Source organism: Polynucleobacter sp. UB-Raua-W9 (genome assembly GCF_018687435.1).
Lineage (GTDB): Bacteria > Pseudomonadota > Gammaproteobacteria > Burkholderiales > Burkholderiaceae > Polynucleobacter.
In genome coordinates this window covers 1,802,582-1,823,420 of sequence record NZ_CP061290.1, presented here as the reverse complement: position 1 = coordinate 1,823,420, position 20,839 = coordinate 1,802,582, and the positions used below count along the sequence as shown (strand labels likewise).

The following is a 20,839-nucleotide window of genomic DNA, read 5'->3' as shown; positions in this document are numbered from 1 at the left end:
AATGTTTAATTTCGCAAAAACTGCTGTCTTGATGGCGGCAATTACGGCATTGTTTATTGTCGTTGGTGGGATGTTGGGTGGGGAGCAAGGGATGCTAATGGCATTGTTATTGGCCCTTGGCATGAACTTTTTTAGCTATTGGTTTTCCGACACGATGGTGTTGAGGATGACCAATGCGCAGCAGGTTGATGAACGATCTGCACCACAGTTTTATGCATTGGTACAAGAGCTTGCTGACAAAGCTGGCCTGCCCATGCCCAAAGTATTTTTAATTAATGAGGATGCGCCCAATGCATTTGCAACGGGCCGCAATCCAGAGAATGCTTCTGTCGCAGCTACCACTGGAATTCTTAAGATTTTGTCTAACCGGGAGCTGCGCGGAGTAATGGCCCATGAGCTAGCGCACGTTCAGCATCGAGATATTTTAATTTCTACAGTTGCAGCTACGATGGCTGGTGCAATTTCTGCGCTCGCTAACTTTGCAATGTTTTTTGGTGGGCGTGATTCTGAGGGCAGGCCTAATAATCCGATTGCGAGTCTATTGGTTGCTATCTTGGCGCCCATTGCCGCGAGTTTGATTCAAATGAGTATTTCGCGTGCAAGAGAATATGAAGCAGATCGCGGCGGAGCAGAAATTAGTTCTGACCCAGAGGCCTTAGCTTGCGCACTAGAGAAAATTCATGCTTACGCACAAGACATTCCATTTCAGGCTGTGGAGCACCATCCAGAGACGGCACAGATGATGATTCTGAATCCCTTAAGTGCTGGCGGCCTTGCGCAATTATTTTCAACCCACCCACCAACTGAAGAGCGAGTGGCACGCCTCATGGCTATGGCAAAAAATGGGGCATATCCCAGAGCAAATTCATTTGACTGATAAAAAAATACCGCATAGTCTTCCACTTTCTGAAGCAATCAGTATTGCTGCACAAGCTATTGGTGAGGTAATGAGTGGCCGGTCACTGACGGAGGTTCTGGATGAATTAGATCCTCATGAGCGCCCCATTGTGCAAAGCCTGAGCTTTGATGCCTTGCGTAAATGGGTTCGGTCGCACGAGTACATTAAAGAATTTATTCCAAAGAATCCACCGCCAGAGGTGGATCATCTGTTGAGTGTTGCAATTGCACTTTTTTTAAATGAAATCACAGATGGCAAAGGCTACGCCGCACATACCATTGTTGATCAGGCTGTAAGCGCTTGCGCTGACTACGATAAAACGATGTATGCCAAAGGTCTGGTGAATGCAGTGCTTCGCAAGGTTAGTCTTGTCGTGCAGCCTCCAGAGGGTGAAAGACGTTTTCCCCCAGATCCTGTTCCGATGTTTGTTCCGCCCTGGTGGCGTGCCAACTTAAAACGAAATTACTCGAAGACTTGGCAGTCAATTTTGTTCGCCCAAGCAAAACGCGCCCCGTTAATTTTGCGTGTTAATCAAAAACAATATTCGCGGGAGCAATATCAGGCCCTATTGAACGATGTTGGAATTGAGTCTCACCCAATTGAAGAGCTTGCGGGAGTGAAACTTTCCGCTAGTTTGCTCTTAAGGAATGCAGTTCCTGTTTCAGAGCTGCCAGGCTTTTATAGTGGTTCGGTATCGGTTCAAGATGCTGGAGCGCAGTTGGCGGCAACCCTTTTGAGCCCTCAGCCGGGCGAGCGAATATTGGATGCTTGTGCAGCACCCGGTGGAAAAACCGCACACTTGTTAGAGCTGTCTGATTGCGAGATGGTGGCGTTAGAAATCGATGGTGAGCGTCTTGGCAAGATTAGCGGTAACTTAGACCGGTTGCGCCTGCACTCTGACAAGGTACAGGTGCTTCGAGGCGATGCATCCAAGGCATCTTGGTGGGATGGTCGCCTTTTCGACAAAATTTTGCTCGATGCACCATGCTCTGCCTCGGGTATTGTGGCCAGACATCCAGACATTCCCTTTTTAAGGCGTGAGGCGGATATCAAGTCTTTGCAGATCAAGCAGCGTGGTATTTTGGAACAGGCTTGGAAAATGTTGAAGCCCGATGGCCTAATGCTCTACGTTACCTGCTCAGTATTTCCGGAGGAGGGGGAGGAGCAAGCACACTGGTTTACCGCAGAGCATGGCAATGCGGTACGATTAGATGCTCCAGGACAGATTCTGCCGACGGATATAAGCGATGGTTTTTACTATGCTTTGTTTAAGAAAAACGGGCCATGAGCCAAAGAATTAAACAATTCATCTTCTTATGCTTGATGGCGTTGAGTGTATTTTCAACAAGCGCAAGTGCAGAAGGAATCAAAATCAAATCCTTTGAGTTGGAGAGGGTTGATAACGACTGGCTTTTAAATGCCACTTTTCAGATTGAGCTTTCCCCTGGTCTTGAAGACGCTGTGCAAAAAGGGGTGGTTCTGTATTTTCAAACAGAGTTTGATTTAACCCGCTCGCGTTGGTACTGGTTTGATGAGAAGTCAGCGCTTGCCCAAAGACAAACTCGGCTGTCCTATCAACCCCTTACCCAGCAGTACCGAATTGCTTCGGAAGGATTTACATTTTCCGCAAAGACAATTTCAGAGGCCTTGCAAGCGGTTGGCAGTATTGGCGGGTGGCGTGTAATTGATGGCAGTCAGTTAGATACAAGTAAAGCATATACGGCCTCCTTGCGTATGAATTTGGATTTGAGCAAATTACCCAAGCCATTTCAGGTGAATGCCTTAAACAATCGTGATTGGAATGTTTCTAGCGATTGGCTGCGCTTTCCCTTTTTGCCAACCAGTTCCAATCTCATTAAGCGATGAGAGCATCCTCAACGCCGTTAAAGGGGGCCTTTTTTACATCTAGGGCCTGGAGAAAAAAGGCAATTCCAGTTGCGATTGGAGTGATTGGCGCGTTCGCATTATTGCTCTTGGTCTTGCTATCGATTGCCTCCTCAAACACAGAGTTTTTTGATAACTACTTTATTTGGCTTTATGCGGCCAATGTTGTTATTGGGGTTTGTCTAACCCTGGTGATTTTGACTTTGGTAACGGTGATTGGTGTTCGCTGGTACAGGGGCCATTTTGGCACTCGTTTGATTGCTAAATTGGCAATGATTTTTGCTTTAGTTGGGATTGTTCCAGGCTTAATTTTGTATGGCGTTTCATTGCAGTTCGTATCACGTAGCATTGAAACTTGGTTTGATGTAAAGGTCGAGTCAGCACTGAACTCTGGCTTAGAGTTGGGGCGCGTTACCTTGCGAATTGCTCAAGAAGAGATTCTTGCCGAGGGAAATTTTATCGCCGAGCAAGTTGTACAAGTACCTGCTGGTGCGACATCTGATCAGGTTGGCGCGATGATCATGAAGATACGCAATCAATTCGGTATTCAAGAGGTTAGCCTTTTTAATATTCAGCGTAACTTGATCTTAACGAGCGAGTTAAGGCCTAAAAAATATTTACCTGCACCTAGCGTTGAGATAGTTGCCGAATCTTTTAAAAAGAAGGGTGTGACTTTTTTAGACCAGGTTGAAATGGAAGATGGTCAGCGCGGTTATCAGGTAAGAGCGATTGTGCCGATTGTGCGTAAGAAGCCGATGCTAGGCAAAATGGAGTCCAATAAAGACGCAGAAGATAAATATTTTTTGCAATTGGTGCGCTTTATTCCAAGCCCGGTAGCTAAAAATATTTTTGCTGTTGAGTCTGCTTATAGCGAGTATCAAGAGAAGTCTTTAGGGCGCGCTGGCCTTCGTAAAATGTTTGTTGGCACACTAACGCTCACCTTATTTTTCGCTCTATTTGTTGCCGTCACTTTGGCTTTGCTGCTGGGGCGTCAATTAGCGCGCCCGTTATTAATGCTGCTTAAGGGAACTCAGGCGGTTGCACAAGGCGATTTATCGCCCAAGCCCGAGCTAGATACCGGCGATGAACTCGGCATGTTGACGCGCCAATTTAATGTGATGACTAGGCAGCTTGCTGATACGCGTACTTCTTTGCAAGAGTCCAAGGCATTCCTGGAGAAGGTTCTAGGGAGCCTAACGGCAGGTGTTTGTATCTTTGATAAGAACTACAATGTAGTGTCGAGCAATGCGGGTGCAGATCGAATTTTTGCGCAAGACTTAACCCTTTTAGATGGTAAGCCACTCAGCAGTAACCTGGCGCTTTCAGAGTTTGAGGGGGCCATTAAAGAGGGTTTTGCAACGATGAAGCTTGCGGTTGCTAATGAAAGCCCCCCCGCGCCCCAGATTTCTCAAAAAGGGGCCCCTGTCTGGCAAAAACAAATCCAGCTACACACTGCCAATGAATTTGAGAACGAACTGGGCGTCACCTTGTTTGTCCGGGGCACAGAACTGACAGCAGATTTGCGTATGGTGGTGTTTGATGACATTACTGATGTGGTTAGCGCACAAAGATCAATTGCTTGGAGTGAAGTTGCTAGACGCTTGGCCCATGAAATTAAAAATCCACTGACCCCAATTCAGCTATCAGCTGAGCGTTTGCAGCATAAGCTGGCTGGTAAGTTGAGTCCGGAGCAGGAAGAAATGATTAATCGCAGCACTGAGACTATTATTGGTCAGGTGCAGGCAATGAAAGAGATGGTGAATGACTTTAGGGATTTCGCCAAAACGCCAACCCCACAGCTAAAGCCAGTTTCGATCAATACACTGATTACAGAAATTTTGGGCTTATACGAAGGCAGCCCCTTGCGCACTCAACTTGACCCAAGCTGTCCAGAAATTATGGGCGACCCAACTCAGCTCAGGCAAGTTATTCATAATCTATTACAAAACGCACAAGATGCCACGCTTGAGGGCCCCCATCCTGGCGAGGCCGTTGAGGTAAAAACAGAATTAGTGCCCTATGGAGAGCACAATGGCGTAGAACAAAAAGCAGTGCGATTAACAATTAGTGATTCTGGGGTAGGATTTCCAGCTAAGATATTGGCAAGAGCATTTGAGCCTTATGTCACAACCAAGACTAAGGGCACGGGATTAGGTTTGGCGGTTGTTAAGAAAATCATTGATGATCACTCTGCCAAAATTGAAATACGAAACCGTATGCAGGGGGCAGAAGTGATTGGTGCGCGGGTATCGGTATTGTTTATGAATCTAGCAAAAGAGGCGGCCTAAGTATGGCTAGTATTTTGGTTGTTGATGACGAGATGGGAATTCGTGAGCTTCTCAATGAGATTCTGACGGACGAAGGTCATACGGTATATGCAGCGGAGAGTGCTATTCAGGCCCGTACCATTCGTGAGCAAATGCGCCCTGATCTTGTCTTGCTGGATATTTGGATGCCAGATACTGATGGCATTACCTTGCTTAAAGAGTGGTCTAAAACAGGTCAGCTCACCATGCCTGTGGTGATGATGTCTGGTCATGCCACTATTGATACGGCAGTTGAAGCTACACGAATTGGCGCATTGAATTTTTTAGAAAAGCCAATTGCATTACAAAAGCTGTTGAAGACCGTTAGTAAGGCCCTAGAAAGTTCCCCAAAATATGTTGAGCCAGCTACGGAAAGGGCCGTTCCATCCAACGCCAATCAGGCCGCCGCCCCAAAGCCAGCTGCTGGTGAGCCGGCTCCAGTGCCGCTTGAGGGTGAGTACATTAGCGGTATTGCAAAAACCTATTTTGATTTACCTTTGAGGGAAGCAAGAGACCTCTTTGAGAAAGCTTATTTTGAGCATCAAATGCAAATCATGGGTGGCAGCATGACCAAGATTTCTGAGTACACGGGTTTAGAAAGAACCCACTTGTATCGCAAGCTAAAAGCCCTGGGCATAGATACATCTCGCAATAAGGGCGAGCAATAAGACTGCAGGCGAATAAATCTGCCAAATAGGATGTTGGCAGAGCACTCTTTTCGCTACCATTCTTAAAATTACTCCCATGGAAATTAAGGTCAACTTTCTCGATAAGTTTCGTCTAGAGGCGAAGTTCGATGACTTCACTGTAATCGCGGATCAGCCGATACGCTATAAGGGCGACGGCTCTGCCCCTGGCCCCTTTGATTACTTTTTGGCCTCATCCGCTTTATGTGCTGCTTATTTTGTGAAGCTGTATTGTGATGCGCGCAAGATTCCCACAGAAAATATTCGTCTATCTCAAAACAATATTGTTGACCCTGAAAACCGATATCAGCAGATTTTTAAGATTCAGGTTGAGTTACCGGAAGATATTTCTGCCAATGATCGCCAAGGTATTTTGCGCTCCATTGAGCGTTGTACAGTTAAAAAAGTGGTGCAAGCCGGCCCAGAGTTTGTGATTGAGGAAGTAAAAAACCTGGATGAGGATGCACAGACATTGTTGGCTCTAAAGCCAGTTGCTGATGCCAGCACCTTTATTGCTGGTAAAGATTTGCCGCTTGAGCAAACGATTGCCAATATGACTAGTATGTTGGCGAATCTCGGAATCAAGATTGAAATTGCTTCATGGCGCAACATTATTCCCAATGTCTGGTCTTTACATATTCGTGATGCGCACTCACCGATGTGTTTTACCAATGGCAAGGGGTCAACGAAGGAAAGCGCTTTGGCATCAGCCTTGGGCGAGTATATCGAGCGACTAAGCAATAACCACTTCTACGCCGGAACATTTTGGGGTGAAGAGATTGCCAACAGCACATTTGTTCACTACCCGAATGAGCGCTGGTTCAAACCAGCCACCAACGACGCTCTGCCAACAGAGATTCTAGACAAATACTGCCTGAAGATTTTTAATCCTGATGGCGAATTACGTGGCTCACATTTAATCGATACTAACTCTGGAAATTCTGAGCGCGGTATTTGTTCGTTGCCGTATGTACGTCAATCAGATGGTAAGACCGTTTATTTTCCATCTAACCTTATTGAAAATCTTTATGTCAGCAATGGTATGAGTGCTGGCAATACTTTGGCTGAGGCGCAGGTGCAATGTCTGTCAGAGATTTTTGAGCGCGCAGTTAAGCGCGAAATTCTGGAAGGCGAACTCGCTCTTCCCGATGTACCCAAGGAAGTGCTCGCTAAATACCCCGGTATTTTGGCCGGCATTCAGGGCCTAGAAGAGCAGGGCTTTCCTGTACTGGTAAAGGATGCATCGCTGGGTGGAGTTTATCCAGTGATGTGCGTCGCTTTGATGAATCCGCGGACAGGCGGTGTGTTTGCATCATTCGGAGCGCACCCCAGTTTGGAGGTCGCACTGGAGCGGAGTTTGACGGAATTGTTGCAGGGGCGAAGCTTAGAGGGCTTAAATGATTTGCCTCCGCCGACCTTTGCAAGTGAAGCAGTGGCTGAACCAAATAATTTTGTTGAACACTTTATTGACTCTAGCGGTATTGTGTCCTGGCGCTTCTTCAGCGCAAAGCCCGATTACGATTTTGTCGAATGGGATTTTTCTGGTCACGGCAAGAACTCAAATACCGAAGAGGCGGCAACCTTGTTTGGCATTCTCAAAGATATGGGTAAAGATTCTTACGTGGCGGTATACGACCAGCTGGGTGCGATTGCATGCAGAATCTTGGTGCCCGGTTATTCAGAGGTGTATCCAGTAGAAGATCTGATTTGGGATAACACCAACAAAGCGTTGCTGTTCCGCGAGGATATTTTGAATGTCCATTCCTTGGGTGATGAACAATTAAGTGCTTTGCTTGAGCGCCTCACGAATAATGAACTAGATGAATATGGCGATATCGCTACATTGATTGGTGTTGAGTTTGATGAAAATACGCCCTGGGGTCAGCTAACAGTTCTGGAGTTGAAGCTACTAATTCATCTAGCGTTGGGGCAATTTGATGAGGCGCTAGAGCTGGTTGGCGCCTTCCTTCAATATAACGACAATACTATGGAGCGCAGGTTATTTTATCGGGCTCTAGAGGCGGTGCTGGAGATTCTGCAAAACAAAGATTTGAAGATTGATCACTACATAATCAACTTACGCCGGATGTTTGACGACATCAGAATGGATGCCGTAATGGGCTCGGTGGATGGCAGCGTGCGTTTCTACGGACTAACTCCAACCAGCATAAAACTGGAAGGCCTTGATAGGCACCATCGCTTGATCGATGGCTATAGAAAATTACATGAGGCACGCTCCAGGGTCCATGCCAGGGCTACTTAGCTGGGACAGGGCCAATTTCTGGGCTAAAGCACAGTTTCATTTATAATCCCAAGTCTTGGCCTGGTAGCTCAGTCGGTAGAGCAGAGGATTGAAAATCCTTGTGTCGGTGGTTCGATTCCGCCCCGGGCCACCAAGAAACACCAAAACCACCTTCGGGTGGTTTTTTATTGCCCCTTTTTATCAACTGTCCTTTAAAAGGACGCACCAGCTTCCCGTCCCTATGTCTGTAGGTGTCGTTTAAAACGACATTACATTTCTATATGGGCTCTTAATCCATAGAAATTTACTGGACCACGATCTGCGTTGTATCCTGGATTAGCTATACGCTGATAATCTGCTGAAAGTGAGAGACTCTTATAAACATTCCAGCTATAAAAAGTCTCAAAGATTTGTTCTTTCTTATAGTTGAGTCTCCCATCTCCAATGAACATCGTTACACCACCTTTTTGTAGGTAGCTAATTTGCTGTGATGAGATTCCATTGAGTGCCGCACCAATTCCAATAGTATCTCGCGGTCTTCCCCAGCCAGCGCCTTTGATGGATAGGCCGCCAGATAATGAATTGCTGATATCCGTAAATGCTTGCGTTTCAGTTTGGCCGTTATTCCAACTCCACCTTCCAAAGGCACCAATATTTTCTGTGATCGCTTGCTCGCCATTTAATGCGTAGCCCCATTTGGTTTGATACCCATATCGTGTGCTTAAGATATCTGGAGTGGTATTAGTCTGTTGGCCAAAACTCATCGCATTGTTATAGGTAGACATGATTCCACGATTTTGAAAGACTAAAACTCTCGCCTTACCAGCTTGTCCGTTAATCGTATGAAGATGAGTTATTTCAGCTGTGTTGCCGTATTGCTGTGTCAGGTCATAGTCTAGGGCTAATGAATTTGGTGACTTGGGCATAGCCAATCGAGCTAGGCGCATCACCCATTCTTCATCATGGTAATACTCGCCTACAAAGCCATAGGTGTAGCCACGAGAGTTGGCGGCATAGTCATAAGCACCGCTGGCCATGAGCGACCAGTTTAAAAACTGTGTGCGAGGATCATGGCTATAGGCATTGGCATCAAAGAAATCTAATGCCGAGAATGTTCCGTATGTCACTACAAGGCGACGTTTATCTACATTACCTGCTAACTGATTAGCAACACCTTCGATATGCTCTTGTCCGCCACCAAAGCCAAAGGTCTGGCGTAAAAACATTCTTGCCATGTAATAGATTGGTGGAATTGCCGTTCCTTTTTGTAGCTCACCATTACTAAAACCACCCAATCCGCTGAGACCGGAAAAGGGAATGCCTTCAAACATCTCAGGGTTGATATAGGCTTCAGCACCCTCCCAAAGCCTCGTTCCTAAAAATGCTGTGGCCGAGAAGGTATAGCTTTTAGAGATATCGCCATCAGATTTATTTAAAAGACTCTTAGATCCGTAATAGGGAGAATTAAAGTTATTTTTAAATTGATTGATGTAGGTTGCTTGCCCATGAACACTCCATTGCTCTGATGCACTTTCGAGAGCGACTGGACTGTCGATGGTGGGAGCGCTACTGACGGGTGACTCAGCTAAAACGATTGGGGTATCGCTTACGGGGGACTCGGCATAGACAGGCAAAGATAGCCCAACCAAGCAAAGGGAGCTAACTAGGCTGAAAAAGGCTGTGTGGTTGGTGCTAAATGAGAAAAACATCTTAAATGCCAAATATGCTTAATGAGATTCGTTCTCATCTTAGCATATAATTGAGAATGAATCTCAATTGGAGAGATTGGGATTCTATGTCGTTTAAAACGACATTAGTAGACACTATGGTGATTGACTGGTGCAGTGATGGCAACATAATCTATACGCACAGAAAAATTGCCCCTCGCAAGATTCTGATTTCATTGCCAAATTTGACCGACACAAGGACGCATAATTTTTTGACAAGTCGAGACTGGTGACTCAAGCCCTTGAAATCAAAGCGAAAGCGGTCTATCGGAGGATATTTGAAAATCCTTGTGTCGGTGGTTCGATTCCGCCCCGGGCCACCAAGAATCTCAATAGCCCACTTGTTGGGCTATTTTTCTTTTAAGGCTTGGCCGGATTGGGCGCCATTAGTCTCAGATATCCCCATCAAGAACTGTCCTTTAAAAGGACAAATCAATTTAGCATCCCTGCGTCAGTCGATGTCGTTTAAAACGACAAATGCGGTACAGTAGAAACAACAACACTTTTCAATATGCAATAAATTACACATGCAAATTCAAGTTCGCCCATCAATCATCACAAGAAATCCTCGTCTAGGTGGCGAAGATTCAGTCGACCTATTGTGGCTATCTGCGATTCTCAAAGATATTAAAGCGGGTAGTTCATTGATTGAGGCCACTAAAAAATCTGGAACTTCATACCGAGGCGCGTGGGAAAAGCTGAACTTGGCAGAAGAGGCTTTGGCAACACCATTAATTATTAGGACAAAAGGGCATGGCTCAAAGCTAACAAGTTTTGGAGAGTTCTTTCTTGAATTTATTGATGAGATGCAAGCGAGCAATCACAAGTATGTAAAAACATATCAAGATATGCTGTCAAAGAAAATTGGTGAGGCTGGGGTAGCCGACAGCAAACGCTGGAGATTTTCTTCTAGTAGCGATGCCGTCATCCAGCAATCAGTAAGTGAGATTAAAGGATTTGACTTAAAAATAGCCGGCTCTGGTGAGGCGCTAGAGAAGTTGCTAAACAATGAAACTGATTTAGCTGGATATCATGTGTCCGATAAGAAAAACTCCAAAGCAATTCATAGTCGCCTATCTAAAAATGATATTCAAATATATCCAGTAATGAAGCGTGTGCAAGGGCTCATGGTTAAAAAAGGCAATCCATTGGGTATTCAATCAATCTTAGACTTAACCAATCCTAAGATTCGGTTTATTAATAGACAAATAGGATCTGGAACAAGGCAACTACTTGATACTTTATTGATGGATGAGGAGATAAGCCCTTCCGATGTGAATGGGTATCTTCACGAAGAATTCACCCACTCGGCTATCTCAAATGCGATCTTAGCTGGCAAGGCAGATGTCGGCATTGGCGTTAAAAATGTAGCGATGGAAAGCGGCCTAAGTTTTATTCCATTGAAAGATGAAATCTTTTTTGTGGCAATGAAAAAAGAAGTAGCGGACCAAAGCATCGCTACAAAGCTCATTAGAAGAATTCGAAGTCACTCAGATACAACTAGGGGCTACAAGGCGGTAAGTCTTAATCGTCAAATTTCAGGTTGGATTTAAAGATATTTTTGTACTAATTTTTAATCAAAGGAAACATCAAATGCGTCGTCTACTATCGATTGGATTACTGGCAATAACCATAGCCATTGCGTCCCCATCATTTGCACAAAAATCGATTGTTGTCTCATCAACAACCTCAACCGAGCAATCTGGATTATTTGGCTTTCTCTTACCAATCTATAAAAGTAAGTCAGGAGTTGACGTCAAGGTTGTTGCTGTAGGTACAGGACAGGCTTTAGATATAGGGCGTCGTGGTGATGCCGATGTCGTTTTTGTCCACGATAAGGTTGGCGAGATGAAATTCTTGGAAGAGGGCAATGCGACCAAGAGATACGACGTTATGTACAACGACTTTGTATTGATTGGGCCCAAGTCTGATCCTGCCAAAATTGCTGGTGGCAAAGACATCAAAGTAGCATTACAAAAAATTGCTAACGCAAAATCAAATTTTGTTTCTAGAGGGGATAAGAGCGGTACGCACGCGGCTGAACTTCGCTATTGGAAGACTGCAGGGATTGAGCCTAATAAAGAGATGGGCTGGTACAAGGACACTGGTAGCGGTATGGGCCCAGCGTTAAATTCAGCTTCGGCAATGAATGGCTATATCTTGGCAGACCGCGGTACTTGGTTGGCATTTAAAAACCGTGGAGACTTGGATATTTTGGTTGAGGGTGATCCTCAGCTCTTTAATCAATATGGCGTGATGTTGGTTAATCCAGCAAAGTTCCCACATGTAAAGGCTAAAGAAGGACAGGACTTTATTGATTGGATCATTTCTAAAGATGGGCAAGAAGTCATCTCTCTATACAAGATTGAAGGCAAACAACTCTTTTTCCCGAATGCTAAGAAATAAATTATGTCTAAATCAATTCAAGCCATCATTGGCATAACGCTTTGTTTAATAGGATTCAGTTCTATGGCTCAAGCTGAACTAAAGGTAGAGGCTGTCTATGGGTCGGGAGCCAATGTATATAAGTTGGCTACTGGTAGCCCAGGTGAGCTAGGCTTGTTACAGGCCTTAGGAGAAGCGTTTGGCAAAAAAGAAAATGCCAAGATGGAGTGGATTAAGGCAGGCAGTGGAGCATCGTTAAATCTACTTAAGACTAAACAAGTAGACATGATCATGGTTCATGCGCCTGAGGCGGTTAATAAAGCGTTAGCAGAGGGATGGGCAACCGATAGAACTCTTATTGGCTCAAATGAGTTCTATATTGTTGGACCCAAGTCTGATCCTGCCAAGATAAAAACAGCCACCAGTGGTGCTGATGCCTATGCCAAGATTGCTGGGGCACAAGCAAACTTCATTTCTCGTGGCGATAAGAGTGGCACTCATGTAAAAGAAATGGATATCTGGAAAAAAGCTGGCATCGCTCCATCAGGAAGTTGGTACATCATTACTAATGACTTTATGACTGCTTCACTGAAAAGAGCTAACGAAGAGAATGCTTATTTCATGACCGATAGTAGTACTTGGGTGGCAGAAAAGAATGTTGCCCCTAAATTAGAGATTTTGTATCGTGGAGATAAGTTTCTCGTCAATACCTATGATGCATTGGCGGCTCCAGCAGGTGCTACACCGGGCAGAGAGACTGCGGTCAAATTCATTCAGTTTGTAGGCTCTGATGCCGGACAAAAGATCATTCGCGACTATGGAAAAAATAAGTACCCTGAGGCTCTCTATAATGATGCTGTGTATGCCAAGCAGTATGTCTATTAAGGAAAATCATGAAACTCAATGTTAGCCTAAGTGCTCGTAATCAATTACCCGGAACTCTTAAAGAAATCAAAATGGGTCAAACCACATCCCATCTAAAGATTGATATTGGCAATGGTCAAATTTTGACAGCTTCAATTACTAATGAAGCCGTTGATGAGTTAGCTCTTAAAGTTGGCGATCAAGTTTGGGGAATTATTAAAGCCTCTGATGTCATGGTGGCGAAATAGTCAGAGATCTTATGCCCTACGTTTAGCGTCCTTTAAAAGGACACTTCATGCGTGGGGTATCTCGATCAAGACAAGGAGAACTCATCCTTGTGTCAGTCACATCCTCACTGCGCCACCAAACTTTCTTGTTATCCTTGCGCGGGTCAAAATAACTCAACCAAATCAATCCCATACAAACACCTAATAAAGTTTTGTGCACAAAGTTTGTCTATGGTGGGGTGAACCTTTTGAGATTTAGCGGGAGTTTAGTCTGGGGGACAGAGTTGAAAATCCTTGTGTCGGTGGTTCGATTCCGCCCCGGGCCACCAAGAAACACCGGTCCGTACCGGACACATGGTTTACACCTGCAGTAAGCAATCTTCGTACTTTCATTCCACGGCATAAAGTGTTAACTATGTGTCGAGTCGTACAAAACCCTCACCAGCAATGGTGGGGGTTTTGTCTTTTAGGCGTTACTTTAAGTAATGCTGGGCATGCTGGAAAGTATCTAGGCAATTACTACACATTCTCAATGGCGATACCAGTAGATTGTGGTCTGAGGGGTTGCTTACGGCTATTACTTAGAAAAATTGAATTCTAAAAACCCTTCATTCATTGCCATATAATTCTCAATACCGAAAGATTGCCCCTCAATTTCCGATTAAAGGTCATACCTTTGAAAAATCAAGGATTCAACTACATTAAGTTAGTTCTGCGCGATGAATTTCTAGCACTCAAAGAACTATTTATTGAGAGAAAAATATTCCTCATCATAGTCATAGCCATTTTGCTGGCTATCATATTGCTTCTTAAACCATTCCCGCCACGCTCAGTCACTTTAACGACAAATAAAAGCACAGAGTATGCTTACACCAGGTTGGCGGAGGCCTTCAGAGATTCGCTTGAGGAAAATGGCTTAAAAGTGGATTTAATTGCTACAGCTGGCACTATAGAAAATGCTAATCTGCTCGAGAATCCGAATAGTGATGTCAATGTTGCTCTTATTCAAGGTGGGGCCATAAGCAATGAGCAATCACAAAATTTCTACTCACTCGGAAGCATTGCCTATGAGCCAGTATGGATTTTCTGTAGAAAAGATTTAGTAAAAATGCCGCAAGAATTCAAAGATTTAGCAAGACTTAATTTAAACGTAGGCTTAGGACCAGCAGGGGGAGGCACTCTCCCCTTAGTAAAGCGCCTTTTTGAGGCGAATGGAATTGAGATTGCCAGTCGAAATAATTTTAGAGTCAGCTCTTACGAGGCTGACTTTGAAGATCTCCTCAAATCGAAATTAGATTGCACAATTGAAGTGATGCCCTATCATGATAGGAAAGTTCAGTTTCTACTCAGAAACCCAAAAATTGCACTAATGGGTATACCAGATGCAAAAGCTTATCAAATGTCAGTTCCATACCTTGAAAAACTTGTCTTACCAGCCCATTCTGTTGATATTGCTAAATCAATACCTGATAAAGATATTTCTTTAATTGCTACCACTACAACGCTTGCTGTTAAGAAGGATTTGAATGAAGACGTTCAAACTTTACTCCTTGTAACTGTACGTGATTGTTTACAAGATTTTAAAAGTTTGTTTTTTGCATCTAGAGGGGAATTTCCGAAATATATGGACCCCTCTATACCCATAAGCCCAGTTGCTAGAAAATTTTATAACCAAGGTGTGCCGCAAATATTTAGTCACCTTCCTTTTTTCTTAGCAGGATTTACAAATAGATTATGGATTTTCTTGCTCACCGCATTTGCGCTACTGTATCCATTGGCAAAATTAAATATGAAGTTGCGTTCTATTAATTATGAAATCAGGCAAAGTCCATATCTTGAGGAATTACTCTCAATAGAGAGAAAGATCACCGCTTCTCAATTAGTTAAATCTGATGCTGAATACCTTCTTCAGCGGCTAGAGAAATTAAATAAACAGGTTATCTCTGAAAGAGTACCCATTGGCATGGAAAATTCATACTTCAATCTCCTTAGTGCGATTGAATTAGTAAGAAGTAAAATTGCATCTAATTCCAGATATTAATCCGTCGATCGCGAGTTCGATTCCGCCCCGGGCCACCAAGAATCTCAATAGCCCACTTGTTGGGCTATTTTCTTTTGGGCCGGCGGATGAGCTTTAGACTAGGTGAAGCTCAACTCTTTTGCCCAGCGCCGCCGCATACTTTCTGAGAGTGCTTAAGCTTGGAGAATGTTTTCCGGTAGCCAAGGAGCTTTCTAGTCTAGCAATAGCTGGGGCTTGTGTACCCATGCGTTTAGCAATTTGAGCCTGAGAAAGGCCCGCTTCTTTTCTAGCAGTTAGAATCTCATCGAGAATGGCGAACTCTTCACGATTAAGTTGCTCCACCTTAGCCTTAACGGCTGGATTCTTGAGCATCTTGCTGACCAGTTGTTTATGGGTTAGGGTTTTGGTTTTTGTTGTCATTTCTTTAACTCCTTCATGCGTTGCTTGGCAAGTTTTAATTCTTTCTCTGGCGTCTTTTGAGTTTTCTTAATAAAGCTATGGAGCATGACAATTTCTTGCCCTACCATCGTACAAAAGAAAACTCTCGCAATGCCTTCAGCACCCTTAAGTCTTAATTCAAATAGACCACCACCAAAAGCATCGGTATGTGGCAAGCCCAAGTTAGGGCCATACTCAATCATGCGGTCGGTCAAGCCAATATAACGAGCTTGAAGAGTTACAGGCAAATTCATGATGTCTTCTTGAACATCTTGACTGTAATAAATAATGGAATAGGCCATGCGCATATGATAACAAATTTGTTATCATTAGGCAAGGGGAGACTATCCTTTAAAAAAGCAGCTTAAAAGCAGAGTCAGACATCCTTGTGTCGGTGGTTCGATTCCGCCCCTGTCACCAAAAAAACACAATAAATCTAATGCATCCTATTGACTTAAGTTTTTAGCTCCCACTCCGTAGAAAAGCGCTGTTGGCGTGTCGGCTCTGATTGGAATGGGTGATAACATCCACAGTTAAAGCGATCTATTTCCAATGCATACACAAAACTCTTTTCAGTCGGCTTTAGCAATTTTGGTGGAGCATTATCAAGCTGCTCGCTATGACGAAGCCTACAAATTAGCAATTTCTATTACACAAGAGCAGCCAGGCAATCCATTGGCCTGGAAAATACTCGGCGCACTTCTGCAATCGGCAGGAAATATGCAGGGAGCATTGTTTGCCAATAACACAGTTCTTCGATTAGATCCGAGTGATCCTGAGGCCTTTTATAACTTAAGCAATACATTAAAAGCGCTCGGGAGATTAGAGGATGCTGTACTTGGGTACAAACAATCGATTGCAATTAAACCTGATATTCCAGAAGTGCACCTTAATTTGGGTGTTACCTTGCAGGAGCTAGGTAAACTTCAGGAAGCTGAGCTGAGCTATAAAAAAACTATAGATCTTAGGCCCAACTATGCTGAAGCCTTTAATAACTTGGGCAATGTTCAGCGAGAGCAAGGGCGCCATAACGAATCATTGGTTCAGTTTAAAAAGGCTGTAGAGCTAAACCCAAAATATTCAGAGGCGTATAACAATCTAGGCATTGTCTTGCAAAATCTAAAAAAATTTGCAGAAGCTGAGCGGCACTATAAGAGCGCTTTAGTGCTCAGATCAGGCTTTGCAGAGGCCCACTATAACTTAGGCACTCTCTTGCAGGAAGCGGCCAGGTTTACTGAGGCAGAAATAAGCTATAGAAAAGCAATTGTACTTAGGCAAGACTATGAAGAGGCTCACCATAACCTTGGAATTACTTTGTTGGAGATGGGAAACTCTGCATATGCACTCGAGGTGTTTGCAAAGTTAATTCAATTTAAGCCAAGCGAAGAAGCAAAAAATCTTTTTATCGATACGCTAAGAAATATACATCCCACACTTTGGGATGCAAAACTCGCTAGCATGGTGAGTACTGCACTACTTGAGCCTTGGGGAAAATCCCATGATATTGGGCGATTTGCATGCCAACTTTTAAAGTTAGAACCAGATTTTCAAAAGGTGCTTCTTGAATTTGAGGGTGGATTTTTTAAAGATGCCAGTATATTTGGTATTGCCAGAAAAAATTCTCCCTTCTCTTCTTTGCTTTGTGCAATATTAATTTCTGGGCCGATTGCTGATCGACAGCTAGAGAAATATTTTTCTAGCATGCGCTTGTACTTCCTCAAATTTGCTAACTCACTCTCGTCAAATCAGACCCTTGGCAACGAAGAAGCTTTATATGGAGCCCTTGCTCAACAATGCTTCATTAATGAATATATTTATTACCAAAGTCCAGAGGAGCTGGTGTTAGTACGCTCTTTGCGTGAGCGTCTAGCCGAATTATCAAATGAGCAGCAGGAGGTTCCGTCTTACTTGATACTTGCAGCAGGGTGTTACTTCCCCCTCCATAATATTAAACAATCTGAGGCGTTACTTCAAAAAAAGTACTCTAAAGATGTAATGGCTGTTTTAAAGCAGCAGATTCAAGAGCCATTCGAAGAGTTTGAGCTGAAAAGGGCTATCCCAACGTTAACTGAGTTTGACGGTCAAGTGTCCTTGGCGGTTCAGAGTCAATATGAGCAAAGCCCCTATCCTAGATGGGTCAGGCTGCCGAGGGCTGTCAATAGCAAGGGTCTCAATGTATTTATTTCAAAAAAATACCCTGCTATCAATTTTTCTCCACTCCAAAATGATCATAATCTCGAGGTTCTAGTTGCGGGATGCGGTACTGGCGAGCATTCAATAACTTGTTCACAAGTTATTAAGGGGGCAAATATTCTTGCAGTAGATTTGAGCATGTCTAGCCTTGCATATGCCAAGAGAAAAACCATAGAAATGGGAATTGAGTCAATAGAGTACGCACAAGCCGATCTTCTCAAGTTAACTTGCCTTGGAAGGACGTTCGACGTCATAGAGGCGGTGGGGGTTTTGCATCATTTAGAGCGGCCATTTGAGGGGTGGGAGGCTCTTCTTTCAATGCTCAAGCCAAATGGATTGATGAGGCTTGGGTTTTACAGCGAACTCGCTAGAAAAGAAATTGTTAGGGCAAGAGAACTAGTCAGTCAGGATGGAATTCAATCAACGCCCGAGGGTATTCGTAATTATCGCCATTATTTACTCGGATTAAAAAATTTAGATGATATTGAATGCCTTGCAGGTGGCGTTGACTTTTACAGCATGAGCGGTTGTCACGACTTAATTTTTCATGCTCAGGAACATAGAATGCAGTTAAATATGATTGCCGAATTTTTGGAAGAACATCAGCTTAAATTAATAGGGCTGGATATTGACAGATCAAGCTCTGCAGCCTACAAACTCCGATTTCCAGATGATCCATCCGGCCTAAATTTGAAAAATTGGCATATCTTTGAAAACGAAAATCCCCGCATATTTAGACAGATGTATCAATTATTGGTTCAAAAAAAGGTTTAATACTCAAATGGGTCATTGGAGAGTTGAGGTGGTTTGTATATAGCCCCATTAAATTTAACAACCCTTATGAGGCTGACTACTTTTTCCAATAAAAGAGCCTAGAGAGGGCAATGGATTTGAGAATCCTCGGCCCTGGTCGATTCCGCCCCGGGCCACCAAGATTTAAATAATGCCTTGCTCCGTGCGGGGCATTTTCTTTTGGTCGGGCGCATGAGATGGCAACTTGACAAAGCGTACGCTTTTGCGTACTATATTGAAAAGGAGTGAAATCATGACCACAATAACCGCAAGCGAAGCACGCGCCGGTCTCTACCGGTTGATTGATCAGACAGCAGAGTCACACAAGCCAGTAGTTATTTCTGGTAAGCGAGCAAATGCGGTTTTAGTTTCTGAAGAAGATTGGAGCGCTATTCAGGAGACGCTGTATCTATTGGCCATTCCAGGAATGCGTGAATCAATTAAAGACGCTATGGCTGAGCCTATTGCTAAAAGTAAAAGGGCATTGAAGTGGTGACTTGGAATTTAGCTTATTCCAAATATGCCATTAAGGATGCAAAAAAACTATCTGCCGCAGGCCTTAAAGATAAAACCCAGGCTTTATTGGATATTTTAGAAGTAGATCCCCTACAAAATCCACCGCCTTATGAGAAGTTAGTTGGTGATCTAAAAGGGGCTTACTCACGCAGAATTAATATTCAGCATCGCTTAGTTTATGAAATTTTGCGCAAGGAGAAGACGGTTCGAATCTTAAGAATGTGGACTCACTACGAATAAAGTAGGCATTAGTCTAAGTGCGGATGTAGGCATCCTGTAGCCGTGGTCGATTCCGCCCCGGGCCACTAAGAATGACCAAAACCGCCTTAAGGTGGTTTTTTCATTTAGGCCGGCGGAAGAGATTCTGTAGGTTAGTATGATTTAGATACACTAATGCTATCTTCTTAAACTCAACAGGCGGTAGATAATCAAAGTGCATAAGTTATTCATTATTTGCCTTGCGGCCCTCTTGAGCTCTTGCGTTCATCCGCCTCCTGCTGAGCAAAGCAATACCGGCATTCAGGGCGATAAGTTTTGGACTTTAGATTTCTTTCATTTTTACAAGGGCAAACAAACCCACACAGAAACCTTAAAGTTTGTTAATAGAAGAGATTGTTTTGATGCCTTATATCAAATGCAGGTCGACTCCAAAAAACAAAGTGGTCAAAGTGGAGCAGGAATTTGCACTAAGCGTTTCGTGGAGGGGCAAAAGCGAACCGAGGACGACTTATTGGGTTATCGGTAACCAGCCTAGGCCTAGAGTAAGTCATCATGGGCCCTGGTCGATTCCGCCCCGGGCCACCAAGAATCTCAATAACCCTCTTGTTGGGCTATTTCTTTTAAGATTGCCTTACTATTAATCAGATTATTTAGAGGCCAAATGTTCTTAAAAAAGTTGCTAGGCGATAAACAGCGGTTGCCGCCCTCAGTGCCACTTAATAAAATTGGATTAGCTTGTCTAGGCGGGTTTTTGATAATTGCTGTTTTGGCATTATTGGCGGATGCGATATCTACACCCCTCATATTAGGTTCATTCGGAGCAACCTGTGTATTAGTTTTTGCTTATCCAGACGCACCATTTTCTCAACCTAGAAACGTAGTGCTGGGGCACATCATCACTACATTTATTGGCCTACTTTTTTTGACTTTTCTGGGCCCAACCATTTTGTCTTTGGCTTTGGCAGTAGCTATGGCAATTGGCATAATGATTTTATTTAGAATCGTCCATCCTCCGGCAGGATCAAATCCCGTAATCATTTTTCTGGCTCAGCCTGGTTGGAGCTTCTTGATATTTCCAGTTGCTACAGGCGCGATGATCATAGTCATATTTGCCTTGATTTATCTGAATTTAACTCGAAAGGAAAATTACCCAAAATATTGGTAAAAGTTAACTTCATTTGCCCAGGATTGGCATCCTTTGCCCCAGTCGACTTCACCCCGGGCCACCAAGAATTTCAATAGCCCTCGTGTTGGACTATTTTTCTTTTAAGGTTTGGCGGGATTAATTGCGATGAGACTCGGCTATTCTGCTCTATAGGCCCCTTTAAAAAATAAATCAATTTGACATGCCTGTGCTGGTCAGCACGGGCTTAAGCAATGCAAACTAAGAGTTAATGATTGCGATCTCGTTTAAAGCGGTATGTCACAACATGTAGCTCAAG

At 43.8% G+C, this 20,839-nt stretch carries 19 protein-coding genes and 1 tRNA gene; 17 read left to right on the top strand and 3 right to left on the bottom strand.

Annotation, left to right across the window (positions count from 1 at the left end; translation table 11 throughout):
* Position 1 precedes the first annotated feature (1 nt).
* The 7 genes from htpX (at position 2) to AOC07_RS09285 (ending at position 8,170) form a co-directional block, all read left to right on the top strand.
* Positions 2–877, top strand: a complete 876-nt coding sequence (gene htpX, locus AOC07_RS09315) for a zinc metalloprotease HtpX (protein WP_215293404.1) — start codon at positions 2–4, stop codon at positions 875–877.
* Entirely contained in the window at positions 843–2,186 is a 1,344-nt protein-coding gene (rsmB, locus tag AOC07_RS09310) for a 16S rRNA (cytosine(967)-C(5))-methyltransferase RsmB (RefSeq protein WP_251371674.1), read from the top strand. The genes htpX and rsmB overlap by 35 nt, the downstream gene beginning before the upstream one ends.
* Entirely contained in the window at positions 2,183–2,764 is a 582-nt protein-coding gene (locus tag AOC07_RS09305) for a DUF4390 domain-containing protein (RefSeq protein WP_215357641.1), read from the top strand. Before rsmB ends, AOC07_RS09305 begins: the two co-directional genes overlap by 4 nt.
* Entirely contained in the window at positions 2,761–5,070 is a 2,310-nt protein-coding gene (locus tag AOC07_RS09300) for an ATP-binding protein (RefSeq protein ID WP_215357640.1), read from the top strand. The genes AOC07_RS09305 and AOC07_RS09300 overlap by 4 nt, the downstream gene beginning before the upstream one ends.
* A 2-nt stretch (positions 5,071–5,072) precedes the next feature.
* On the top strand, positions 5,073–5,756 hold the full coding sequence (locus AOC07_RS09295; RefSeq protein WP_215293400.1) for a response regulator: 684 nt from the start codon (positions 5,073–5,075) through the stop codon (positions 5,754–5,756).
* A gap of 76 nt (positions 5,757–5,832) precedes the next feature.
* Positions 5,833–8,037: an OsmC domain/YcaO domain-containing protein gene (locus tag AOC07_RS09290; protein ID WP_215357639.1), complete on the top strand. Its 2,205-nt coding sequence runs from the start codon at positions 5,833–5,835 to the stop codon at positions 8,035–8,037.
* A gap of 57 nt (positions 8,038–8,094) precedes the next feature.
* Positions 8,095–8,170 (top strand) — tRNA-Phe (locus AOC07_RS09285).
* Between the two features lie 115 nt (positions 8,171–8,285).
* Here AOC07_RS09285 and AOC07_RS09280 read toward each other — a convergent pair.
* Entirely contained in the window at positions 8,286–9,725 is a 1,440-nt protein-coding gene (locus tag AOC07_RS09280; RefSeq protein WP_215357638.1) for a carbohydrate porin, read from the bottom strand.
* 545 nt (positions 9,726–10,270) lie between these two features.
* On the opposite strand from AOC07_RS09280, the gene AOC07_RS09275 reads away from it, so the two are divergent.
* The 5 genes from AOC07_RS09275 (at position 10,271) to AOC07_RS09255 (ending at position 15,260) form a co-directional block, all read left to right on the top strand.
* A complete protein-coding gene (locus AOC07_RS09275) occupies positions 10,271–11,296 on the top strand; it encodes a helix-turn-helix transcriptional regulator (protein ID WP_215357637.1) in 1,026 nt (341 codons plus the stop codon).
* Between the two features lie 40 nt (positions 11,297–11,336).
* Positions 11,337–12,149, top strand: a complete 813-nt coding sequence (locus AOC07_RS09270) for a substrate-binding domain-containing protein (RefSeq protein WP_215357635.1) — start codon at positions 11,337–11,339, stop codon at positions 12,147–12,149.
* A gap of 3 nt (positions 12,150–12,152) precedes the next feature.
* Positions 12,153–13,013: a substrate-binding domain-containing protein gene (locus AOC07_RS09265; RefSeq protein WP_215357633.1), complete on the top strand. Its 861-nt coding sequence runs from the start codon at positions 12,153–12,155 to the stop codon at positions 13,011–13,013.
* Between the two features lie 8 nt (positions 13,014–13,021).
* Complete coding sequence (locus AOC07_RS09260) at positions 13,022–13,240, top strand: molybdopterin-binding protein (RefSeq protein WP_215357632.1); 219 nt, start codon at positions 13,022–13,024, stop codon at positions 13,238–13,240.
* Between the two features lie 655 nt (positions 13,241–13,895).
* Positions 13,896–15,260 carry a TAXI family TRAP transporter solute-binding subunit gene (locus AOC07_RS09255; RefSeq protein ID WP_215293397.1) on the top strand — a complete coding sequence of 455 codons (1,365 nt, stop codon included), beginning with the start codon at positions 13,896–13,898 and terminating at the stop codon, positions 15,258–15,260.
* Positions 15,261–15,353: 93 nt separating this feature from the next.
* Here the strand turns inward: AOC07_RS09255 and AOC07_RS09250 are convergent, their stop codons facing one another.
* Entirely contained in the window at positions 15,354–15,611 is a 258-nt protein-coding gene (locus AOC07_RS09250; protein WP_371816733.1) for a helix-turn-helix domain-containing protein, read from the bottom strand.
* A gap of 44 nt (positions 15,612–15,655) precedes the next feature.
* On the bottom strand, positions 15,656–15,979 hold the full coding sequence (locus AOC07_RS09245; protein WP_215357629.1) for a type II toxin-antitoxin system RelE/ParE family toxin: 324 nt from the start codon (positions 15,977–15,979) through the stop codon (positions 15,656–15,658).
* A 250-nt stretch (positions 15,980–16,229) separates the two neighbouring features.
* Between AOC07_RS09245 and AOC07_RS09240 the strand changes: the two genes are divergently transcribed.
* The 5 genes from AOC07_RS09240 to AOC07_RS09220 all read left to right on the top strand — a co-directional run bounded on the left by AOC07_RS09240 (position 16,230) and on the right by AOC07_RS09220 (position 20,562).
* The gene (locus AOC07_RS09240) at positions 16,230–18,644 is read left to right on the top strand and encodes a class I SAM-dependent methyltransferase (RefSeq protein ID WP_215357628.1); all 2,415 of its coding nucleotides are present in this window, start codon (positions 16,230–16,232) and stop codon (positions 18,642–18,644) included.
* Positions 18,645–18,915: 271 nt separating this feature from the next.
* Positions 18,916–19,158, top strand: a complete 243-nt coding sequence (locus AOC07_RS09235; protein WP_215293387.1) for a type II toxin-antitoxin system Phd/YefM family antitoxin — start codon at positions 18,916–18,918, stop codon at positions 19,156–19,158.
* On the top strand, positions 19,155–19,418 hold the full coding sequence (locus AOC07_RS09230) for a Txe/YoeB family addiction module toxin (protein WP_215357627.1): 264 nt from the start codon (positions 19,155–19,157) through the stop codon (positions 19,416–19,418). Before AOC07_RS09235 ends, AOC07_RS09230 begins: the two co-directional genes overlap by 4 nt.
* Before the next feature lie 193 nt (positions 19,419–19,611).
* Positions 19,612–19,923 (top strand): hypothetical protein, encoded by a 312-nt coding sequence (locus AOC07_RS09225; RefSeq protein WP_215357626.1) that lies wholly within the window; start codon positions 19,612–19,614, stop codon positions 19,921–19,923.
* Positions 19,924–20,058: 135 nt separating this feature from the next.
* On the top strand, positions 20,059–20,562 hold the full coding sequence (locus tag AOC07_RS09220) for an HPP family protein (RefSeq protein ID WP_215357625.1): 504 nt from the start codon (positions 20,059–20,061) through the stop codon (positions 20,560–20,562).
* Positions 20,563–20,839: the final 277 nt, after the last annotated feature.

What these genes read in the sequence shown, in the direction of transcription:
- rsmB (WP_251371674.1), top strand. Translation starts at nt 843, where the DNA reads ATGGGGCATATCCCAGAGCAAATTCATTTGACTGATAAAAAAATACCG.
- AOC07_RS09295 (WP_215293400.1), top strand. Translation starts at nt 5,073, where the DNA reads ATGGCTAGTATTTTGGTTGTTGATGACGAGATGGGAATTCGTGAGCTT.
- AOC07_RS09270 (WP_215357635.1), top strand. Translation starts at nt 11,337, where the DNA reads ATGCGTCGTCTACTATCGATTGGATTACTGGCAATAACCATAGCCATT.
- AOC07_RS09265 (WP_215357633.1), top strand. Translation starts at nt 12,153, where the DNA reads ATGTCTAAATCAATTCAAGCCATCATTGGCATAACGCTTTGTTTAATA.
- AOC07_RS09220 (WP_215357625.1), top strand. Translation starts at nt 20,059, where the DNA reads ATGTTCTTAAAAAAGTTGCTAGGCGATAAACAGCGGTTGCCGCCCTCA.
- htpX (WP_215293404.1), top strand. Translation starts at nt 2, where the DNA reads ATGTTTAATTTCGCAAAAACTGCTGTCTTGATGGCGGCAATTACGGCA.
- AOC07_RS09305 (WP_215357641.1), top strand. Translation starts at nt 2,183, where the DNA reads ATGAGCCAAAGAATTAAACAATTCATCTTCTTATGCTTGATGGCGTTG.
- AOC07_RS09300 (WP_215357640.1), top strand. Translation starts at nt 2,761, where the DNA reads ATGAGAGCATCCTCAACGCCGTTAAAGGGGGCCTTTTTTACATCTAGG.
- AOC07_RS09245 (WP_215357629.1), bottom strand. Translation starts at nt 15,979, where the DNA reads ATGGCCTATTCCATTATTTATTACAGTCAAGATGTTCAAGAAGACATC.
- AOC07_RS09280 (WP_215357638.1), bottom strand. Translation starts at nt 9,725, where the DNA reads ATGTTTTTCTCATTTAGCACCAACCACACAGCCTTTTTCAGCCTAGTT.
- AOC07_RS09250 (WP_371816733.1), bottom strand. Translation starts at nt 15,611, where the DNA reads ATGCTCAAGAATCCAGCCGTTAAGGCTAAGGTGGAGCAACTTAATCGT.
- AOC07_RS09260 (WP_215357632.1), top strand. Translation starts at nt 13,022, where the DNA reads ATGAAACTCAATGTTAGCCTAAGTGCTCGTAATCAATTACCCGGAACT.
- AOC07_RS09240 (WP_215357628.1), top strand. Translation starts at nt 16,230, where the DNA reads ATGCATACACAAAACTCTTTTCAGTCGGCTTTAGCAATTTTGGTGGAG.
- AOC07_RS09235 (WP_215293387.1), top strand. Translation starts at nt 18,916, where the DNA reads ATGACCACAATAACCGCAAGCGAAGCACGCGCCGGTCTCTACCGGTTG.
- AOC07_RS09290 (WP_215357639.1), top strand. Translation starts at nt 5,833, where the DNA reads ATGGAAATTAAGGTCAACTTTCTCGATAAGTTTCGTCTAGAGGCGAAG.
- AOC07_RS09275 (WP_215357637.1), top strand. Translation starts at nt 10,271, where the DNA reads ATGCAAATTCAAGTTCGCCCATCAATCATCACAAGAAATCCTCGTCTA.